We start from the raw sequence: 16,399 nt of genomic DNA, 5'->3' as shown, positions 1-16,399 counted from the left end.
TAAAAATGACGTTATCGTCGTCATTTTTACACGAGTCTTTAATGGCCACTACAAAAAATTGCTTTTGGATCTTTATTGCAAATATAGTTTTTTAAAATCAAATTGTCCTGTTTTGCCTGTTCAAGTTCAGTCCTCATGTTTTCAAGAGCCGTATCAAACCTCAAAATATCATCTGTTTTTTTCTCAACATCATTCATCCACAACTGAAAGAACTGTTGAAAGGCCTTTACAAATAAAGCTGTCATTTCGTTATATTTTATTCCCAAAGTTTTTTCCTCATTGCTACTTGTAAGAATCATTGATGGAAATAGTTGCTGCACCTCTTGAGCCACAAAGCCCATTTGTGTGCCCTGCATCCCTTTATCTTTTGGATTAATCCATTCAAATTTTACGGGATTCAGCTTTAAAACCTGATCAAGGACATCGTCAGACAGTGGCAATATCCCTTGTTTGTGTCTTGAGTCTGACAAGGCCCCAGCCGCTCCTGCCGCATAAGCCGTTCCATTCACCTCAAGTTTAAAGCCTGGTGCGGCTGTGCCAATTCCAACCTTATCGCCAGTTAAAATAAAACCGCCGCCAGCATTAGAGTTATTCATGTGAATGGTTGAAGCATTAATTTGGACATGTCCAATGTATCCCCCCGTATTGGGGCCGATCCAAATTTCATCATTGGCTCCACCAAGTCCATCTGCAACGGTCAATACAGCTTCCTTTCCGCCAAAATTTCCAACAGGAACAGATTGAAGCATTCCGCCTCCAGGTCCAAATCGAATGGTTCCATTGACATCCAATTTCTGTTGAGGGGTGGTTGTGCCAATACCGACGTTGCCATTTTCTTGCACTGTCATGCGTTCGAGCCCATTTGCTGTTCCATTGGGAATCGTGAAAAAAGAAAGCCTTGATCCATTGTTTGTTGCATTCCAATTTTCAGTTGTTTCTATAGCCATACCTGTAGGCGTCGCATGGGACGTGAACCCAGCACCGGAATAACCCTCTCCATAAACCCAGCCAAGGTAATCATTTGCTAATAGGGCTGATGGCGCCGCTTGGGTACCGCGAGATCCTCGCACTTGGACAGCGCCTCCCCTCGCACCAACTTGACCAAATTTAGTAGCCGTGATTCCTCTGCCTGAACCAAAAACTACCTCCAAAGTATCATCTGGGGTCCTAGTTCCAATCCCGACGTTACCATTGCTAGCGATCGTCATGTTAATATTTGCTATCGAAGAACCGTTTGCAGTTGTTAAAAAGGCCAAATTACTACCGCGTGAGGCGGGTGTCCAATTTTCAGTTGCATAGGATGTTATCCCAGTGACATTAGTGTTCGGGAAAAAACCAGTGCCGTCATAACCTTGAAAAGCATAATAGCCTAGCTGGTCTGTTGTTTGAACAGCTGTTGGGGCAGCCATAGTTCCCCTTGCTTCTCTTGTCAAAAAGGACCCCCCATAATGTGGACCTGCGCCAGAATAATAAGTAGAGATCGTACTTCGAGTTTGAAAGGGTGGCCCTTCTGTAACTATTTCAAGCTGATTGGTAGGGGTGGTGGTTCCAATCCCTATTTTCTTTAACAAGGGATCCTCATACACTCCTGAATCCATAAGCATTCCTGTGATCCCACTCCATTTAGCTAAAAAATTGGTTGTTCCTGTCCCCGATGAAATTCCATTACAAGAGCTAATTAATGCCACCGTAGGAACTGTTGGATCAATGGTAAATTTTTGAGTTACCATTACCGGAGGACTTGGCTTATTTAACGATCCTGAGGCCACTTTGAAGATGACCTGCCATTGTCCTTGCCAATCATTAGGATTAGCTCCACCTCCACTTGGTTTCAGATTGATCAATTTAACCGTGTCCACAATAAGGTCTTGCGATCCATGCAGAGGTTGATTGTTGGCCGCTAGTAAAATTGGCGGATTAGCACCACCCAAACATCCAGAAAATAGTTTATTCACCGAGATACTCTCAGTTCCTGAAACGTTGGTGCTATCAAAATGAAGGGCTCCAAAATTTGCCAAATTTGGATTTGTTGCATTGTTGATAAATTGACAAGTACAGTTTCCAGGTTTTGCAAAGGTAGCTATCAGTGTATTTGCAAAATCTGTCATTTCTAATTTTTGTGAAAGATGTTTCTGATCTTTATACTGGTAAATAACCATATCTGCAATAAATCCAAAAATGAGGGCCCCAATACCGGTGGCAATAAGAACTCCTGTAAGACTAAAACCATTTTTTTTAATCATTCATAACCCCTTCATTCTAAAAGATTTTTATTTTATTTTTCCCTTAATACGGTAATCAACCAGGGTAAATACCAAGACCCCAAGCAAGCCCAAGATGGCTTCGGTAATAAGCATCGCACGAGGCCCTTTCATATCAGCGACCCATCCCAAAAGAAGCCCAAGCCACCAAATAGGGAAGTTCGAAAGAGAGGCGAAAACATTGTATCCCGTAGCTGCTGCTCCTTTTCCGATAGCGGATAGAGCCATGGCTGTGAAAGCCGCATAGGACAACCCCACTCCTAAGGCGTAAATCATATTCCACACCACATACATGCTTACTGTCGCCGGAGAAACCGCCATGGCAGCAGCAATAAAGGCCAAAGCAATACCGAAAATGCCGTAGGCTTTGTGGGCACTCATCCGATTACAAACCCACCCCCCCAAAAAACAACCAACAGCCGTTATTAATCCTGACAAAAGCCCTTGAACCAAACCTACTTGCTCAGCACCAGCCCCCCAATAACCCGCCACCGTGGCTTGAGTGAGAACTCCCGAAGCTGCCCCCGTGGCAATCGGGAGGATACACATGGTAGCGGTGAGAACTCCGACCCGATCCTTAATCATCTCCCAAAAACCAATAACCACAGTTTTTACGGCTTCTGCGGGACGCTGGTGGCTGACATGTGCGTTCACGTTTGGAAGAGGCAACAAAGCGACACAACATAAAATAAAAAGTAAACCCATGATAACACCCGCCATCCAAGGCTCAGGCAATTTCTGAAGAAGGAACAACCCAAAGGCTCCCCCTAGACCTGCCCCACCTAAATTGCCGGCTTGAAACCAGGCGCTCACCCTGCCAATTTGATCTTGAGGGGTTAGTTTTGCAATCATCGCTTCCACTGCCATGCCTACGACAGAATTAATAATATTTGCCAAGGCAATGATCAGGAGTATGAGGCCCAATGTGTCTTTTCCCAAAGGAATGATCGCCATGGCCATGACGCCAACACCAGATAAAACTGTCGAAATCACATACCACTTCTTTGGCGACAGCGTGATGTCCACCATGGGAGCCCACAACCATTTAAGCCATGAAATCAACATTTGTGATCCAATGATAAGTGATCCTTCCGTAACCGAAAGTCCACTGCGAGTGGCAAGAAAAGTCAACGCGACACCGACAAATCCAGAGAGCGCTCCAAAAGGAATATAAAGAATTAGCCAAACAACAGGATGAATTGAATCAGACTTTTTTATTTTATTCATAGTATCGTCGAAGATATCTAGCCCTAGTTTCAAGTCAATTACAATTTGAGAAAATTATTTTTTATTTCTACAGTTTTTTGTAATTTTTTGTTTACACCATTCTGGTCAAATCACACCTTCTACATTCTTTTTGGAACAGGAATTCCTAAAAGCTCTAAACCATTTTTCAAAACCAAACCCGCACCCAAGGCTAATCCCAATCGCGCTTTTTTCAAGTCTCTATTTTCAATTTGAGAAATGGGGCTTTCATGATAAAAGAAATTAAATCGTTTTGCCACATCATAAAGATAAGTACAAAGGGTCGCGGGTTTATAACTTTCCACCGAAAGCATGATTTGGTGATGGTAATACATGAGAATTTGAATCAACTCAATCTCTGCTTTTTCTTTTAGTAAAGACCAGTCCATCGACAAATTTTGGTATGAATAATTGAAAACATCCATTTGCTGTTGAAACACATCCAGTGATAATTTGGTAATGAGACTGTTAATCCTGGCAAAAGAGTACTGAATAAAAGGACCACTTTCTCCATCTAAGCGGAGCCATTCTTCCATCTCAAAAACAATTTTTTTAGCTGGATCTTGTCGAAGCATTCCATACTTAATCGAACCTTGGGCCACAATCTGAGCCGTTGAATTGATTTCCCCTTGAGACCATTCACTTTCATAGCGAGAAAGATAATTTTTTACAATTTTCGCTTCCATCTCTTTGATCAACTTCACCAAAGGAACGATATTTCCTTTGCGCGAGCTCATAGCGCCATCAGGCAGCTCAACAAAATTATACTGTAGATGAAAACAATTTTTAGCCTGCTCAAAACCAAGCACATCTAACACACGAAAGACTTGTTTAAAGTGAAGGGCTTGTCGGACATCCACAACATAAATTGATTTTTCAATTTGATGATCTTGAAATTTCCTTCGGGCCAATTCTAAGTCTTTGGTGGCATAGAGTCCGGTACCATCCGATTTCAAAAGCATGCAGAACCCAAGACCTTCTTCGGTAAAATCCATGCCTATGGCACCTTGCGATTCTTTTAATTTTCCCTCATGAAAATATTTTTTAACCAACTGAACAGAGTCAGAATCCACATCAGATTCCCAGTACCAGTAATCGAAACTAATACCTGCCCATTGATAAATTTCTTTCATGAGCTCAATAGACCAGTTTCTGGTTTCTTTCCAGAGATCAAAAAAGTCTCCTTTTTTTCGCTCCAATTGTTTCAAAATCTCGGTCAATTGTTCTCTGTTCTGCGCTTCTTTATCTGTTCCGATTTCATCCTCTAACTTATTATGGGCAATGGAGTATATCTTCCCAATCCACTCCCCTTTTTGAGTTGTGGGAAGTGGCTGTTGATGGTGGTATTTTAAATACCAAAGACACTTAGCTACGTGAGCCCCTACATCTCCAGGAAAAGTGGAAGTGATCACCGGAATCCCAGCGGCTTTCATCAATTTGACAATAGAATCACCCAAACACATGTTCCTCATGTGACCCACATGAAGTTCCTTGTGAGTGTTCGGTTGAGAGAACTCGACCATGGTTTTTGGAGCCGTCTTATAGATGATTCTTTTAAAATAACTTCCATTTAATATGGGAGTGAGAATATTCTCACTTAGGGCACGTGAAGAAAACTTAAAATTAATATAGGGCCCTTGAACGATCACTTGGGCAAACTGAGGGTCATATTCTGGAAGAGAAATTATCTTTTCACAGAGATTTTGTGCCACCAGAGGAGGAGCTTTTTTAAATACTTTCGCCAAGGCAAAAGCCCCAAATGCCAAGTCACCAAACTCCTTCTGGGGAGGCTCCACCAGGAATCCATATACTTGCTGGAGAGTTAAGCGCTGGCTCATTTCTAAATTTTTATATTCTTCCCAGCTCTGGAAAGCTTTTAAAAGAATTTCACCTGTTTGAAGCCGCAATACATCGAATAAATTTTTCTCAAGTTTCATATTTTTACAATTACCTTCATTAACCCATTTTTTATGGATGACTCTACCATAAACTTTACGAAGGGGCAAAAGTTGTATTTAATTATATTTCGCTCAATCGCTAGCATAGACTTATGAGTTTACTTTCTTGGGCGGCTTTTCAAGGTTGCAGATAGCAATTGAGACGTTTCGGTAAAAAATTGGCCTTGAGCGGGGCTTTTTTTCCCGTGCCTTTTTCTCAATTCGACTACAAGTTGATCTAAAGTAGGGCCTTAAGTTGCAATCTCTACATCGTAGAAGAAATAAAAAAGTCAAACAAGCCAACCAACTCATTCAGCCAAAAGATAGTTATTTATTGGGACTTGAAAGCAAAGTCATGTTTTCAGATAGGAGTTTCAAAATGTTAAAATTTTTAATTTTTCTTTCTTTTTCATTACCGGCGTTCGCAACCCTTGCTGAAGAAACTACGATAACTGAAGATCTCCATAAAGCGGCCCGCAACACAAAAACTGGAGTCAAGAAGGGCGCCAGAGCCATTCAAGACAAGACATGTGAAATGATCAATGGAAAAATACAGTGCCTTGGTAAAAAAATGAAACACAAAATAGAGAATGCTACTGATGATATCAAAGACAAATCTGAACAAATTAAATAATAGACTTAATCCGAGTCATAATTAAAGGAGGCCTCAATGAGTTTTGGAACAATTTTGTTAATTCTTCTGGTCCTAATGTTAGTGGGTGTCATTCCAACTTGGCCTCATAGCAGAAATTGGGGTTACGGTCCCAGCGGTGGCTTAGGCTTGGTTGTAGTGATCATTCTTGTTCTCGTCCTCATGGGACGAATCTGATCGCTCAAACTAACTTTAGCAAGCTGGGCAAGTTTGTTAAGATGAGTTTAAAACAACCCTTCCAACTCCATCACTTTGAGGGCATTGGTGCTGGGGCAAGGGCCTTCTTTTTTTAAATAATCGAAATACATGCGACCATTTTCAACTCTGTCTGCAAAATGTTCGTTAATAATGGCCGTGTTTTCCTTGGCCATTTGGGATAATTCTAAATCATGGGAGGTCACCATCCCGATTGATTTTGTTCCTAAAATCTTTTCAATATATTTTTGTGAGCCAAGCAATCTTTCTTTGTTATTCGTCCCTCTAAAAATTTCATCGATAAAATAAATACTAGGTTGAGCCTGACACTGATCTAAAATCCATTTTAAATTTTTTACCTCTGCATAGAAAGTGGAAAAAGCGTCCTCTAAGGAATCCGTTCTTTTGATAGACGTCAGCACCTGCAGGGGGGAGGACACAAATTCACTGGCCGTCACCCTAGATCCCATGTTGGCGAGTATTTGGTTCACGGCCAAGGTTCTCAGAAAAGTGCTTTTCCCTGCCATGTTGGAGCCCGTAATTAATAGTAGTTGATTTTTTTGAAATTCTAAATCGATAGAATTAGGAACGGCAATCTTGGGATCCATCAAAGGATGAACGACCTGCTTAGCTTTTAAAGAAACAGGTTCTGTGTGCCAGCTTGGCCAGCAAGAATGCTGTAAGTTCTGACTAAATTCGGCAATTTGGGCATAACATTCCAGCTCAGACAAGTCCTCTATCCATTGAGGGAACAGTTGAGTTAACTGATTTTTTAAAACCTCCAGTCGCAGAGTCCAAAAAAAATCCCATGGTAAAAAAGCGTGTACAAATGCATAAACAATAAAATTTTGTCGGATTCCCAAACAAGATGAAATTAAATCCAGCTGTTGAATCATGCTTGAAAAATTCCCTCTATTAATTTCAGAACCTTTTTCCCTATTTTGAAAATTTAAAAGTAAGGGGACACCTTCTTGATAGGATTGCTGGGACAATCTATTTAAATACTTGTAAGTATTTTTTAGACGTTTGATTTGAGAATCAAAGCTGACGACCCAAGGATAGCTTTCTAAAATTTTTATTTTTAAACCAACCAACGCATAAAGAATAAGAAGACCTATCCAACCCAGAATATAAAATGGTTTAAACTCAAAAAAGGCAGCTCCCAAATACAAAAACCAAAGAAATAAATAATATACATAAATTATATATTTTAATGATTCCTTAAAAACCAGTTTCTTTTGCATCAAAATAGTTACATTTTCTAAGGACATTTTGTCTGAAATTTCAGATAAAATGGTTAACAGAATTTTTCGTGTTCCCTTCGTTTGAGTTAGAAATTTTACTTTACGTTGATTGCTGACAACCTCGTTTTCCGACACCTTTTCTTGGCTTAGCAAATTAATTATTTTCTGTCCCGCATTTAAGTTTTTAGTTATATTCAAAAAATGAAATAGATTTTTTTCTTTCAAAATATCCAAATCTTCCCACAATGAATTTCGAGGGATATGATAGCCAGAAATATCAACTTTATCCTCTTTTTTATATTCCATTCCTGATATTTTTCTTTGAAAAAATAAGCTTCTTTTTTCAAGATTCAATCTTCCATTTAGATAAATTAAAAAGTCTTTTTGCCTCATCTGAAAATAGATGGCTAATAAAAAAACCCCTACCCCTAAGAAGCTTAGCTGATAAAAGGGATAAATTAAATTTTCCTTAAAGATGGGAACAATCCAAAAAAACAAAATGGTACCGCCCAAAATCAATCTTACTTTTGCAAAGTAAGCCATTTTTTGATTAAATCTTTCAACCTTTGATCTTAAAAAAAAACTAGTCATCTCGTCCATCATAACAAATCAATCATAAATGGGAATAAAATAAGCATTCAAATGTTTTTTGTGAATGCGCATCGATTACCTTTAATCTGGCCCAGCTACCCCAACAACTTCTTCGACCGCTTAGACCAGTCTTGAGTCTGGCTTATTCTTTTCTAAAATCCTCCGACGAGGAGACATGGAATTAAAGAAAGTCGATTGGGATTTCGATTTAAATTTGGAGTCGAATTCAAAGGTGAATTTAAAGCAACGAGTGAAGGATATCCTGGTCGTTGAGCATTTTGAGAGGAGCATGGCGTCCTCTATTGGATCTATTTTCGTATTAAGCTTTGTTGGAATTCTTTATCAGTTTGGCTATAGAGTTCTTACGGGACCTATTTTTATTTTAGGAGTAGGGATTGGCCTGGCAACCACATTTAGAGCGGTTTTGTCTTACCTCGGCATCAAAAAAAAATAAATGTTTACAATAATGAAAAATACTTAAAAGCCGCAGTCATTGTTAACTCTTTCTTATGGGGACTTGGTTTTTGTTTTGATGCTTGGTTTTCAAAAATCGACGGAATCGAAAGACTCGTGGCCCTTTCCTTAATGTTTGGATTTACCTCCGTGGCTCCAGTGGCACTCGTTACCATTCCACGAATTCAGGTTTTTTTCTACGTCGTCTGTCTTCTTTTTCCTTCTTCAATTTATATTTACCGGTTTTTCGAAGGATCCCTCCCTGCCCAGGCTGTTGCTATTCCTGGTTTTTTGTTGATACTTTTCTTCTACCTTCTTTCAATCAGTCGAAGACTCTCCAAGATGATGGTTCGAGGGGTTGAAAATAATTTGAATCTTCAAATTGGCAGAGAGAACCTAGAATCCGCTCTCAAAAAACTACGGGAAACCCAAGACAAACTTTTAACAGAGCGAGCCAATGCGCTTAATTCTCAACGATTAGCCTTCCTTGGAAGCATGGCTTCCGGAATCGCCCATGAGATCAATAATCCACTCGCAATTTCGGGTGGACAGGTCTTCAAAATTCAAAGTTACCTTAGCAAAAACCCCCAGATGGATCCGTCAGGTTTTATCAATTCCTGCGCTCAAAAGATTTCAAATGTGAATTTAAGAATTCAAAATGTTGTCAGGGGGCTACAGTATTTTGCTCGAGAATCAACGAACGAAGATAACAAGGTTTTTTCTTTAAATGAGTTGATGGATTTCACCGCTTCCTTTTTTAAAGAAAAAATGAAAATGTGTGGGATTCAATTTGAATTAGAAACTGTCCCAAATGTTTCACTTGATGGGCAAAAAAATCAGCTTTCCAGAGCCTTATTTAACATTGTTGAAAATGCGATTGAAGCCGTTCAAGGTATGGCAGAACCGAAGATTATCATCAACAGTAAGGTGGAAGGAACGCAAATTCTTATACAGATTATAGATAATGGACGCGGCCTCACCGAAGAGGTCAAAGAACAAATGTTTTTTCCATTTTTTACAACCAAAGATGTTGGCCAAGGAACAGGGCTTGGCCTGAGCGTGTCTCTAGGGATTATTCGGGCCCATAAAGGGGATATTCAATGTGCTTCTCTTCCTGGAAGCACCATTTTCTCGATCAACCTACCTTTGGCCACGGACAAAAGTAATGAGGGATCAGCGGCTTAATAATTAATATTAAAATTATTTTTTCCCGTCATAGGATCAACAATCCATTGATTCCCAGAATAAACGGCTAACTCACTAACGCATTTTGAATTAACATAATTTGTATAAAACACAAATTCCCCAAAAACAGGGTAAGATCCAGAACGTTGGCCTTTGAGAACCTGTGTCGACTCCTGAGAGTTTGGACAGCGTACGACAGAAACCACATGAACTGTCCCATCATACCGATTATCTGAATACCCTGCTCCTGGAAGTCTTACGGTGATATCTTTAATGGGGCAGTCTTTTTCATAGCAATATCTTCTGAGTTCCACATCAATTTTAACCCCATTTTTAGACTGAAGGTACACCATCTGGGTAAAGACGGGAGTTTGAGCAAATAATACAGAGCCAGATAACATCATAAACATTAAAATATTTTTCATTTGATAATCCTTATTTAATTTAGGTTTAGTTTATATTTAGTTTAAATTTAATAAATATTTCTAGTTTATTTTTATTGAATTTATTTAAATCCAAAAAAACATAACTCAGGACTGCTTCTACCTACGTAAAAAAAAGAAATCAAGACTCATAATTTAGACAGTAATAATTTCACTCCGTAGATTGTTAGTGCTAGACTGGGCCCAAAATGGAGGTTCCGTGAATTTGATAAAAATTATTTTTCTTATTGCTTTGTCATTTTTAATTCTCTTTAGCAGTGTCAACTGCTCAACCCTTACCAATGGTCAAACTCCAAGTGAAGGCGAAATTAATACGGAAGCAGCTAAAGCCTATTCTGATATTAAAGCAAAATCTAAAATCTCAAACCGACAAGATTGGAATGCCATGGTTCAGCGTGTGGCCAAACGGATTGCCGCCGCTTCTGGTGAAAACTTTCAATGGGAAGCCATTCTCATTGAATCTCCAGAACCAAATGCTTGGTGCATGCCTGGTGGGAAAATAGCTGTTTACACAGGAATCATGCCAGTTCTTAAAACAGAAGGAGCCCTGGCTGCCGTCCTAGGACACGAAGTCGCCCATGCCACTCGCAGACATGGACTAAAAGGTTATGCCAGAGCTATTGAAGAACAACAAACAGGTGCCTTGATTGGCGTGGCCACGGCGGTTGGCGGTCAATTACTTTGCAAAACGGAAAATTGTCGACTTCTTACGGGTCTAGGAGGGGCTGCCGCCGGCATTGCCCTCACTTTCTTCAATAGAAAATTTTCTCGAGGCGATGAATCTGAGGCCGATCAGTTTGGTCAAAATTATATGGCAAAAGCCGGTTATGATCCATCCGAATCTATAAAACTTTGGGAAAGAATGGGAGCTCTCAAAGGGGGGGCCACGCCACCAGAATGGATGTCCACGCATCCATCTGATGTCCATCGTCGCGAACAGCTCAATCAATGGCTGCCAGAATCTCAGAGAATTTATCTTCAAGCTCCACAAAAATATGGAACTGGACACGAAATAAAATAGCTGGCGATATTTATCGCGCCAGCTATTTTATCGACAGTTCCTTAATGCTTACACTTATTATTTTTGATTATGTTTTTTAACTTTTATATTTTTACTAGCAGCACTTTGCATTTTTTCAATTTTATGAAATTCTTTCTGAGTCATCTTTCCATCACTCATTGCCTTTTTTTCCACTTTTTCAATTCTATTTTGTTGCGCTTCTAGTTTTTTTGCTTCTTCGGTATTGATGGTCCCTGATTTCACACCTTCTTCAATCCTTTTCTCTTGTTTTTCGAGACGATTTTTTACGACTTCTTCTCGCTTTTCAGATGGGTTTTCAGATGGCTTTGAAGATTCCTCAGCCATAGAAGTTGTAACTAACCCCATCACTAATATTGACGAAACTAATAGTACCTTTTTCATTTGAAACTCCTTTTGTTTAAGCTCAAGCTTGTTAATTTCTTGGCTATAAGAATAGCTTAGCTGTGGCCAATAAATTCAAAATTAAAATCAAATTAATGTATTTTAATGTATGGTATCGTCTTGATTTTACCTCTATTTTTTAGTCTTGTTTTGAGAACAAAAGTTAACAAGGCCCTTTAGGGCACTAGGAGCCCTATTGAAAAGTCTTAAATCGTGGCCGCAGGAGGGGGGCGACAGAGATAACAGTTTTAATAAGAGAATCAAACTGAACTGGCTTTATTAAGACTCCTTGAGGAAACTCCATTTTTTCATTTAAGTCAGGAACATCATCTGCGGACATGACGATAACAGGAATATCTGTGAACTTTTTATTTTTTAACTGTTCTTTTCTAAACAGATACCCATTCATAATGGGCATTTGAAGATCTAAAATAATCAAGTCGGGTAAAATGGATATTTTATTTAATAATGATAGCGCTTCTTCACCGTTAGATGTACAGTGAACGTCGATGCTGTATTTTTGAAATATGATTTTAAGCAACTCTTGATTTTCAGTTGAATCATCAACAACCAGAACAGACTTTTTTGTAACCATAAGTATGATTTATATCATACTTATTTCAATGATGCCTTTTTATTTATTATTTAAATAAAGTTTGGAGGAATATGCTCTATGAATTTTTGGAAAAAAATAGAATAGAAATTCTGGCTCTCACCGAAGAGAAAACGATCAAACTGGCAGGAAGCTTGCCTTCTTCGGCCCAACTAAGGGCAGGGCTCCCATTGTTTTTTGATCATTTGATTGAATATCTAAAAAGTCCTCACTTAGGGAATTCTGAAAAAAATATTTTGACTCAAGCTGCTATTCATGGAAAGGAATTGCTCAAATTAAATTATACCATTTCCCACGTGGTTCATGCCTATGGAGCCATGTGCCAGGCAATTACCGAATACGCTCAGCGGAATAATTCTAATATTTCCACTCAAGAGTTTAATGATCTCAATTTATGTCTTGATATTGCCATCGCCTCATCTGTCTCTGAATTTCAATATCAAAATGTAAAGATTAAAGAAGAAAAGGAAGTTCAACACTTAGGTTTTCTTGTTCACGAGCTCAGAAATGCCCTTTCGAGCGCGACCATGGCTCAGGAAATGATCAAGAATGGAATCGTCGGATCCAGAGGTAGCACCGCAAGAGTTCTAGAAGAAAGCCTTACGAGAATGCGAAAACTCATGGATAGCTCCCTATCCGAAGTACGCATGAGATCAGATCCCACAATTCACGTCGAAAAATTTCAATTAAACTTTCTCATTGATCAATTACTAGTTACCTCCCTAAGTGAAGCAAAAACGAAAAATCAAACAATTAAAACCAATATACAAGAAGAACTTTATATAGAAACAGATCGGCAATTATTATTATCGGCCATTGCTAATCTTTTGCAAAATGCACTTAAATACTCAAAAGTAAATGGCTCAATCACTTTACAAGCGGCTTCCTCATCAGAAAATGTTGTCATTGAAGTTGAAGACGAATGTGGGGGAATTCCATCTAAAATAATTGATTCTCTTTTTAAGCCATTTAATACCGGAGGCGAAGAATTGAGTGGACTAGGGCTTGGATTAACCATTGTGAAACGAGCCGTCTCCCTCCTTCATGGAAAAATTTCTGTGACAAACACACCAGGAAGTGGATGTATTTTTATGATGGTGATTCCAAAGAAACTAATTATTGATACAACAAATACCGTTGTTTCAGGAGAATCTTCCGTGCAACCAATGGCTCCAAAGCCAGCAAAATGAGGCTCTAGTGCGAGTTCACGTTAATAGGGGAAAATATCATCAGTGGCTTGCCCATTGACATAAATAGCCTTGAGCATGTCACAGCGAAATTTATTCACGTCTGATTTACAAATATCCGTTTCAATTTTCATAAAAGCTTTTCCAACCCGTTTACTTTCGTCAGGTCTAAAAATATCTGAAATAAAAGTTCCGCTTGTATTTTGATAGGACATTTTAGATTCATGAAGGTGACAGCCAGAACAGGTTGAAGTACCTGCCCCACCAGAAAGATAACTGTTAAGTCCTGCCATGTTTATATTCCCTTCAACCGGGAACCTGATCTCAGCCTTAAAACTTTGACTCGCGTAGAGCTCACCAAGTTCTAGTAAATCTTTCCCAATTCCCGCGGGCACAACACTTAAAGATAATTTATCCTTCAGAATAAAAATCCGTGGGCTGGCATTGCCAACTGCTGACTGGGCGCTGCTAGTGCTATTAACCGCAAAGACTTTTAAAGGAGGCTTCAAAGCATTCAAAAAACAAGTTAAACTGACTGGTTTAGGAAGTGCATTTATTAAATTGACTATTTCACCCATTGTTTTTGGATCTTTTAAGCTGTCATCCGCAGAGCTGCAATCAGTAACCGTATCCTCATTTTTATTATTTGAGCAAGACGTTGGTGCAACCAAAAGAGCCAGTGATAACAAGAAGTAAAAAGCCAAATAGACGAGTTTTCTATTAGCGCCCATTTTCATATTGTAGCAAGTGACTGACAATAGGTAAAGTCTTAAAACAAAAATTTCTATTTTCAAATAGAGTTTCTCAATATGAGAAATTCTATTTGAAAGCTCTTACTTCAAAATAGATTTGAATTTTCTGACTGTTTTTTCAATCCCCTGCTCTAAAGAAAAACAGATTATGGAATGGCCAATGTTCAACTCTTTTAAATAGGGGAGGTTCTTAATAAGCTGTGTGTGTTCCAAATCTAAACCGTGACCAGCATGAACACGCATCCCCAATTGATGACAACGTTGAGCTGCTTTCTTTAATTTATTAAATTCACTTCTCTTTTGATTTTTTTGGACGAGGCGAACCCATTTCCCGGTATGAAATTCAATGGCATCAGCCCCCAGATCAAAAGCTAATTGGACATGTCTTAGATTCGGCTCTATAAATAGAGAGACTTCTATTCCTTTATTTTGGATTTTATCAATGACCTTTTTTATTTTATTTTTTGCTGCTTCCACATCGAGTCCACCTTCGGTGGTGAGTTCAGCTCTATTTTCAGGGACGAGGCAAACCCATTGTGGTTTATTTTTAAGAGCGATACGTGTCATCTCTTCCGTACACGCCATTTCTAGATTCACATCTATCAAAGAATGAGAGCAGATTTTTTTCACATCCATATCCTGAATATGTCTTCGATCTTCTCTCAAATGGATTGTGATTTGATCGGCTCCACCCTTGGCTGCCAGCTGTGATAAATGCAAAAGATCTGGGTAGGAAGTGGTATTCCCCCTGACCTTTCTGAGGGTTGCCACATGATCTATGTTCACACCTAATCTTATTTTTTCTTTTCGCATTTTCATTTTCTTAAGATAACTCTCTATCCAAAAAGCTTGCGACTTTATCTGCAAGTTCTGATATTTTTGCTTTATTAGGACCTTCTACTAAGACTCTGATCACAGGCTCTGTTCCCGAAAATCTGACAAAAATGCGGCCATTGCCCTTGAGTTCCTTTTCCGCTTCAGTGATCAATTCATTGAAACCTTTTAAGGATTCCAATTCTTTTCTCACTTTGACTCGACAATTAATTAAGACCTGAGGAACATCCTGTATTAAGTCATTTAGTTCTGAAACTTTTTGTCCCATTTGTTTCATCACGGCAAGCACATTCAAAGCCGCAACACAGCCATCTCCCGTAGTGGTATGGTCCAAGAAAATAATATGCCCTGACTGCTCTCCCCCTAAGTTATACCCATTTTTTTTCATTTCCTCGACAACATACTTATCACCCACATTGGTTTTGATAACGGCAATGCCATTCTCCTTCATTGCTTTTTCAAGTCCAAAATTACTCATTTGTGTCACCACCAAAGTATTCTTCTTAAGCTCGCCTCTTTTTTTCATAAATAGAGCACATAGACCAAGAATATGATCCCCATTCATGATTCTTCCTAGCTCATCCACCAGAATAACTCGATCCGCATCTCCATCTAAAGAAATACCTATATCGGCCCGGTAACTCAATACTTCTTCCGCTAGCTTTGACGGAAATAAAGCCCCCACTTCATCATTTATATTAATTCCATTAGGCTGATTTCCTATTTGAATCACTTCGGCACCCAACTCCTCAAAAATAGCAGGAGCCACCTTGTAACTAGCACCATGAGCGGTATCCAGAACAATTCTCAATCCATCCAAGGTGTACTCTAAGGGAAATGTGGACTTAGCATAAACAATGTAGCGTCCTTGAGCATCTTCAATTCTTTTGGTTCTGCCAATTTGCGGAGAATCCGGTAAATAACTATATAGATCTTTTTCAGCAACAAGCTTTTCAATTTCTTTTTCTAATTCATCTGGGATCTTGAATCCATCGGGGCCAAAAATTTTGATTCCATTGTCCTGGTAATGATTATGAGAAGCACTGATCACAATACCCGCATGTGCTCGCATGGTTCGAGTTAAATAACCAATTCCTGGGGTTGGTAAAGGCCCTACCAAATGAACATGAATCCCCATCGAATTCAGACCACTCGAAAGCGCTTGTTCAATCATGTATCCAGAGAGGCGTGTGTCCTTACCGATAACCACTTTTTTAAGTGGAGATAAACCCACTTTTTTTTGTTTTTGTAAAATCACCCCTATGGCCTGACCAATTTTTACGACCACATCCGCAGTTATAGGAAAGTGATTAGCCTTTCCTCTGATTCCATCCGTTCCAAATAATTTTTTGATTTTTTCAGCCATAGTTTTTTCCCAATGCCT

Annotated in this window: 16 protein-coding genes; 6 read left to right on the top strand and 10 right to left on the bottom strand. The window is 39.1% G+C overall.

Annotated elements, in window-relative coordinates:
• Nucleotides 1-38: 38 nt before the first annotated feature.
• The 3 genes from J0M15_08480 to argS form a co-directional block, all read right to left on the bottom strand.
• On the bottom strand, nucleotides 39-2,243 hold the full coding sequence (locus J0M15_08480) for a tail fiber domain-containing protein (GenBank protein ID MBN8537076.1): 2,205 nt from the start codon (nucleotides 2,241-2,243) through the stop codon (nucleotides 39-41).
• Between the two features lie 27 nt (nucleotides 2,244-2,270).
• On the bottom strand, nucleotides 2,271-3,488 hold the full coding sequence (locus tag J0M15_08475) for an MFS transporter (protein MBN8537075.1): 1,218 nt from the start codon (nucleotides 3,486-3,488) through the stop codon (nucleotides 2,271-2,273).
• A gap of 119 nt (nucleotides 3,489-3,607) precedes the next feature.
• The gene (argS, locus tag J0M15_08470) at nucleotides 3,608-5,443 is read right to left on the bottom strand and encodes an arginine--tRNA ligase (protein ID MBN8537074.1); all 1,836 of its coding nucleotides are present in this window, start codon (nucleotides 5,441-5,443) and stop codon (nucleotides 3,608-3,610) included.
• A gap of 379 nt (nucleotides 5,444-5,822) precedes the next feature.
• Here argS and J0M15_08465 point away from each other — a divergent pair, with 379 nt between their 5' ends.
• Nucleotides 5,823-6,077, top strand: a complete 255-nt coding sequence (locus J0M15_08465) for a hypothetical protein (GenBank protein ID MBN8537073.1) — start codon at nucleotides 5,823-5,825, stop codon at nucleotides 6,075-6,077.
• Nucleotides 6,078-6,113: 36 nt separating this feature from the next.
• Nucleotides 6,114-6,272, top strand: coding sequence for a DUF3309 domain-containing protein (locus J0M15_08460; GenBank protein MBN8537072.1), 159 nt, complete (start codon nucleotides 6,114-6,116; stop codon nucleotides 6,270-6,272).
• 47 nt (nucleotides 6,273-6,319) lie between these two features.
• Here the strand turns inward: J0M15_08460 and J0M15_08455 are convergent, their stop codons facing one another.
• Nucleotides 6,320-8,125, bottom strand: coding sequence for a hypothetical protein (locus J0M15_08455; GenBank protein ID MBN8537071.1), 1,806 nt, complete (start codon nucleotides 8,123-8,125; stop codon nucleotides 6,320-6,322).
• 175 nt (nucleotides 8,126-8,300) lie between these two features.
• Here J0M15_08455 and J0M15_08450 point away from each other — a divergent pair, with 175 nt between their 5' ends.
• Entirely contained in the window at nucleotides 8,301-8,579 is a 279-nt protein-coding gene (locus J0M15_08450; protein ID MBN8537070.1) for a hypothetical protein, read from the top strand.
• A 116-nt stretch (nucleotides 8,580-8,695) separates the two neighbouring features.
• On the top strand, nucleotides 8,696-9,763 hold the full coding sequence (locus J0M15_08445) for a GHKL domain-containing protein (GenBank protein MBN8537069.1): 1,068 nt from the start codon (nucleotides 8,696-8,698) through the stop codon (nucleotides 9,761-9,763).
• Here the strand turns inward: J0M15_08445 and J0M15_08440 are convergent.
• Nucleotides 9,760-10,188 carry a hypothetical protein gene (locus J0M15_08440; protein ID MBN8537068.1) on the bottom strand — a complete coding sequence of 143 codons (429 nt, stop codon included), beginning with the start codon at nucleotides 10,186-10,188 and terminating at the stop codon, nucleotides 9,760-9,762. The two genes, J0M15_08445 and J0M15_08440, sit on opposite strands and share 4 nt — an antisense overlap.
• Nucleotides 10,189-10,405: 217 nt before the next feature.
• Between J0M15_08440 and J0M15_08435 the strand changes: the two genes are divergently transcribed.
• Nucleotides 10,406-11,227, top strand: coding sequence for a M48 family metalloprotease (locus J0M15_08435; protein MBN8537067.1), 822 nt, complete (start codon nucleotides 10,406-10,408; stop codon nucleotides 11,225-11,227).
• Nucleotides 11,228-11,284: 57 nt separating this feature from the next.
• Here the strand turns inward: J0M15_08435 and J0M15_08430 are convergent, their stop codons facing one another.
• Both J0M15_08430 and J0M15_08425 read right to left on the bottom strand, forming a co-directional pair.
• Nucleotides 11,285-11,629, bottom strand: a complete 345-nt coding sequence (locus tag J0M15_08430; protein MBN8537066.1) for a hypothetical protein — start codon at nucleotides 11,627-11,629, stop codon at nucleotides 11,285-11,287.
• Between the two features lie 193 nt (nucleotides 11,630-11,822).
• On the bottom strand, nucleotides 11,823-12,224 hold the full coding sequence (locus J0M15_08425; GenBank protein MBN8537065.1) for a response regulator: 402 nt from the start codon (nucleotides 12,222-12,224) through the stop codon (nucleotides 11,823-11,825).
• A 71-nt stretch (nucleotides 12,225-12,295) separates the two neighbouring features.
• Here J0M15_08425 and J0M15_08420 point away from each other — a divergent pair, with 71 nt between their 5' ends.
• Nucleotides 12,296-13,432, top strand: a complete 1,137-nt coding sequence (locus J0M15_08420) for a HAMP domain-containing histidine kinase (protein MBN8537064.1) — start codon at nucleotides 12,296-12,298, stop codon at nucleotides 13,430-13,432.
• Nucleotides 13,433-13,452: 20 nt separating this feature from the next.
• On the opposite strand, the gene J0M15_08415 is transcribed toward J0M15_08420, so the two are convergent.
• The 3 genes from J0M15_08415 to J0M15_08405 are packed head-to-tail and all read right to left on the bottom strand — an operon-like array spanning nucleotide 13,453 to nucleotide 16,381.
• The gene (locus J0M15_08415; GenBank protein ID MBN8537063.1) at nucleotides 13,453-14,223 is read right to left on the bottom strand and encodes a hypothetical protein; all 771 of its coding nucleotides are present in this window, start codon (nucleotides 14,221-14,223) and stop codon (nucleotides 13,453-13,455) included.
• Nucleotides 14,224-14,262: 39 nt separating this feature from the next.
• A complete protein-coding gene (locus J0M15_08410; GenBank protein MBN8537062.1) occupies nucleotides 14,263-14,994 on the bottom strand; it encodes a pyridoxine 5'-phosphate synthase in 732 nt (243 codons plus the stop codon).
• Between the two features lie 10 nt (nucleotides 14,995-15,004).
• On the bottom strand, nucleotides 15,005-16,381 hold the full coding sequence (locus J0M15_08405) for a phosphoglucosamine mutase (protein MBN8537061.1): 1,377 nt from the start codon (nucleotides 16,379-16,381) through the stop codon (nucleotides 15,005-15,007).
• Nucleotides 16,382-16,399 lie beyond the last annotated feature (18 nt).

The sequence above is a fragment of the Deltaproteobacteria bacterium genome (assembly GCA_017302835.1).
Lineage (GTDB): Bacteria > Bdellovibrionota > Bdellovibrionia > Bdellovibrionales > Bdellovibrionaceae > UBA2316.
This window is presented reverse-complemented; position numbering and strand designations above follow the sequence as displayed.

Coding starts and splice junctions, on each gene's coding strand:
- J0M15_08480 (MBN8537076.1), bottom strand. CDS start 2,243: ATGATTAAAAAAAATGGTTTTAGTCTTACAGGAGTTCTTATTGCCACC.
- J0M15_08475 (MBN8537075.1), bottom strand. CDS start 3,488: ATGAATAAAATAAAAAAGTCTGATTCAATTCATCCTGTTGTTTGGCTA.
- argS (MBN8537074.1), bottom strand. CDS start 5,443: ATGAAACTTGAGAAAAATTTATTCGATGTATTGCGGCTTCAAACAGGT.
- J0M15_08465 (MBN8537073.1), top strand. CDS start 5,823: ATGTTAAAATTTTTAATTTTTCTTTCTTTTTCATTACCGGCGTTCGCA.
- J0M15_08460 (MBN8537072.1), top strand. CDS start 6,114: ATGAGTTTTGGAACAATTTTGTTAATTCTTCTGGTCCTAATGTTAGTG.
- J0M15_08455 (MBN8537071.1), bottom strand. CDS start 8,125: ATGACTAGTTTTTTTTTAAGATCAAAGGTTGAAAGATTTAATCAAAAA.
- J0M15_08450 (MBN8537070.1), top strand. CDS start 8,301: ATGGAATTAAAGAAAGTCGATTGGGATTTCGATTTAAATTTGGAGTCG.
- J0M15_08440 (MBN8537068.1), bottom strand. CDS start 10,188: ATGAAAAATATTTTAATGTTTATGATGTTATCTGGCTCTGTATTATTT.
- J0M15_08430 (MBN8537066.1), bottom strand. CDS start 11,629: ATGAAAAAGGTACTATTAGTTTCGTCAATATTAGTGATGGGGTTAGTT.
- J0M15_08425 (MBN8537065.1), bottom strand. CDS start 12,224: ATGGTTACAAAAAAGTCTGTTCTGGTTGTTGATGATTCAACTGAAAAT.
- J0M15_08420 (MBN8537064.1), top strand. CDS start 12,296: ATGCTCTATGAATTTTTGGAAAAAAATAGAATAGAAATTCTGGCTCTC.
- J0M15_08410 (MBN8537062.1), bottom strand. CDS start 14,994: ATGCGAAAAGAAAAAATAAGATTAGGTGTGAACATAGATCATGTGGCA.
- J0M15_08405 (MBN8537061.1), bottom strand. CDS start 16,381: ATGGCTGAAAAAATCAAAAAATTATTTGGAACGGATGGAATCAGAGGA.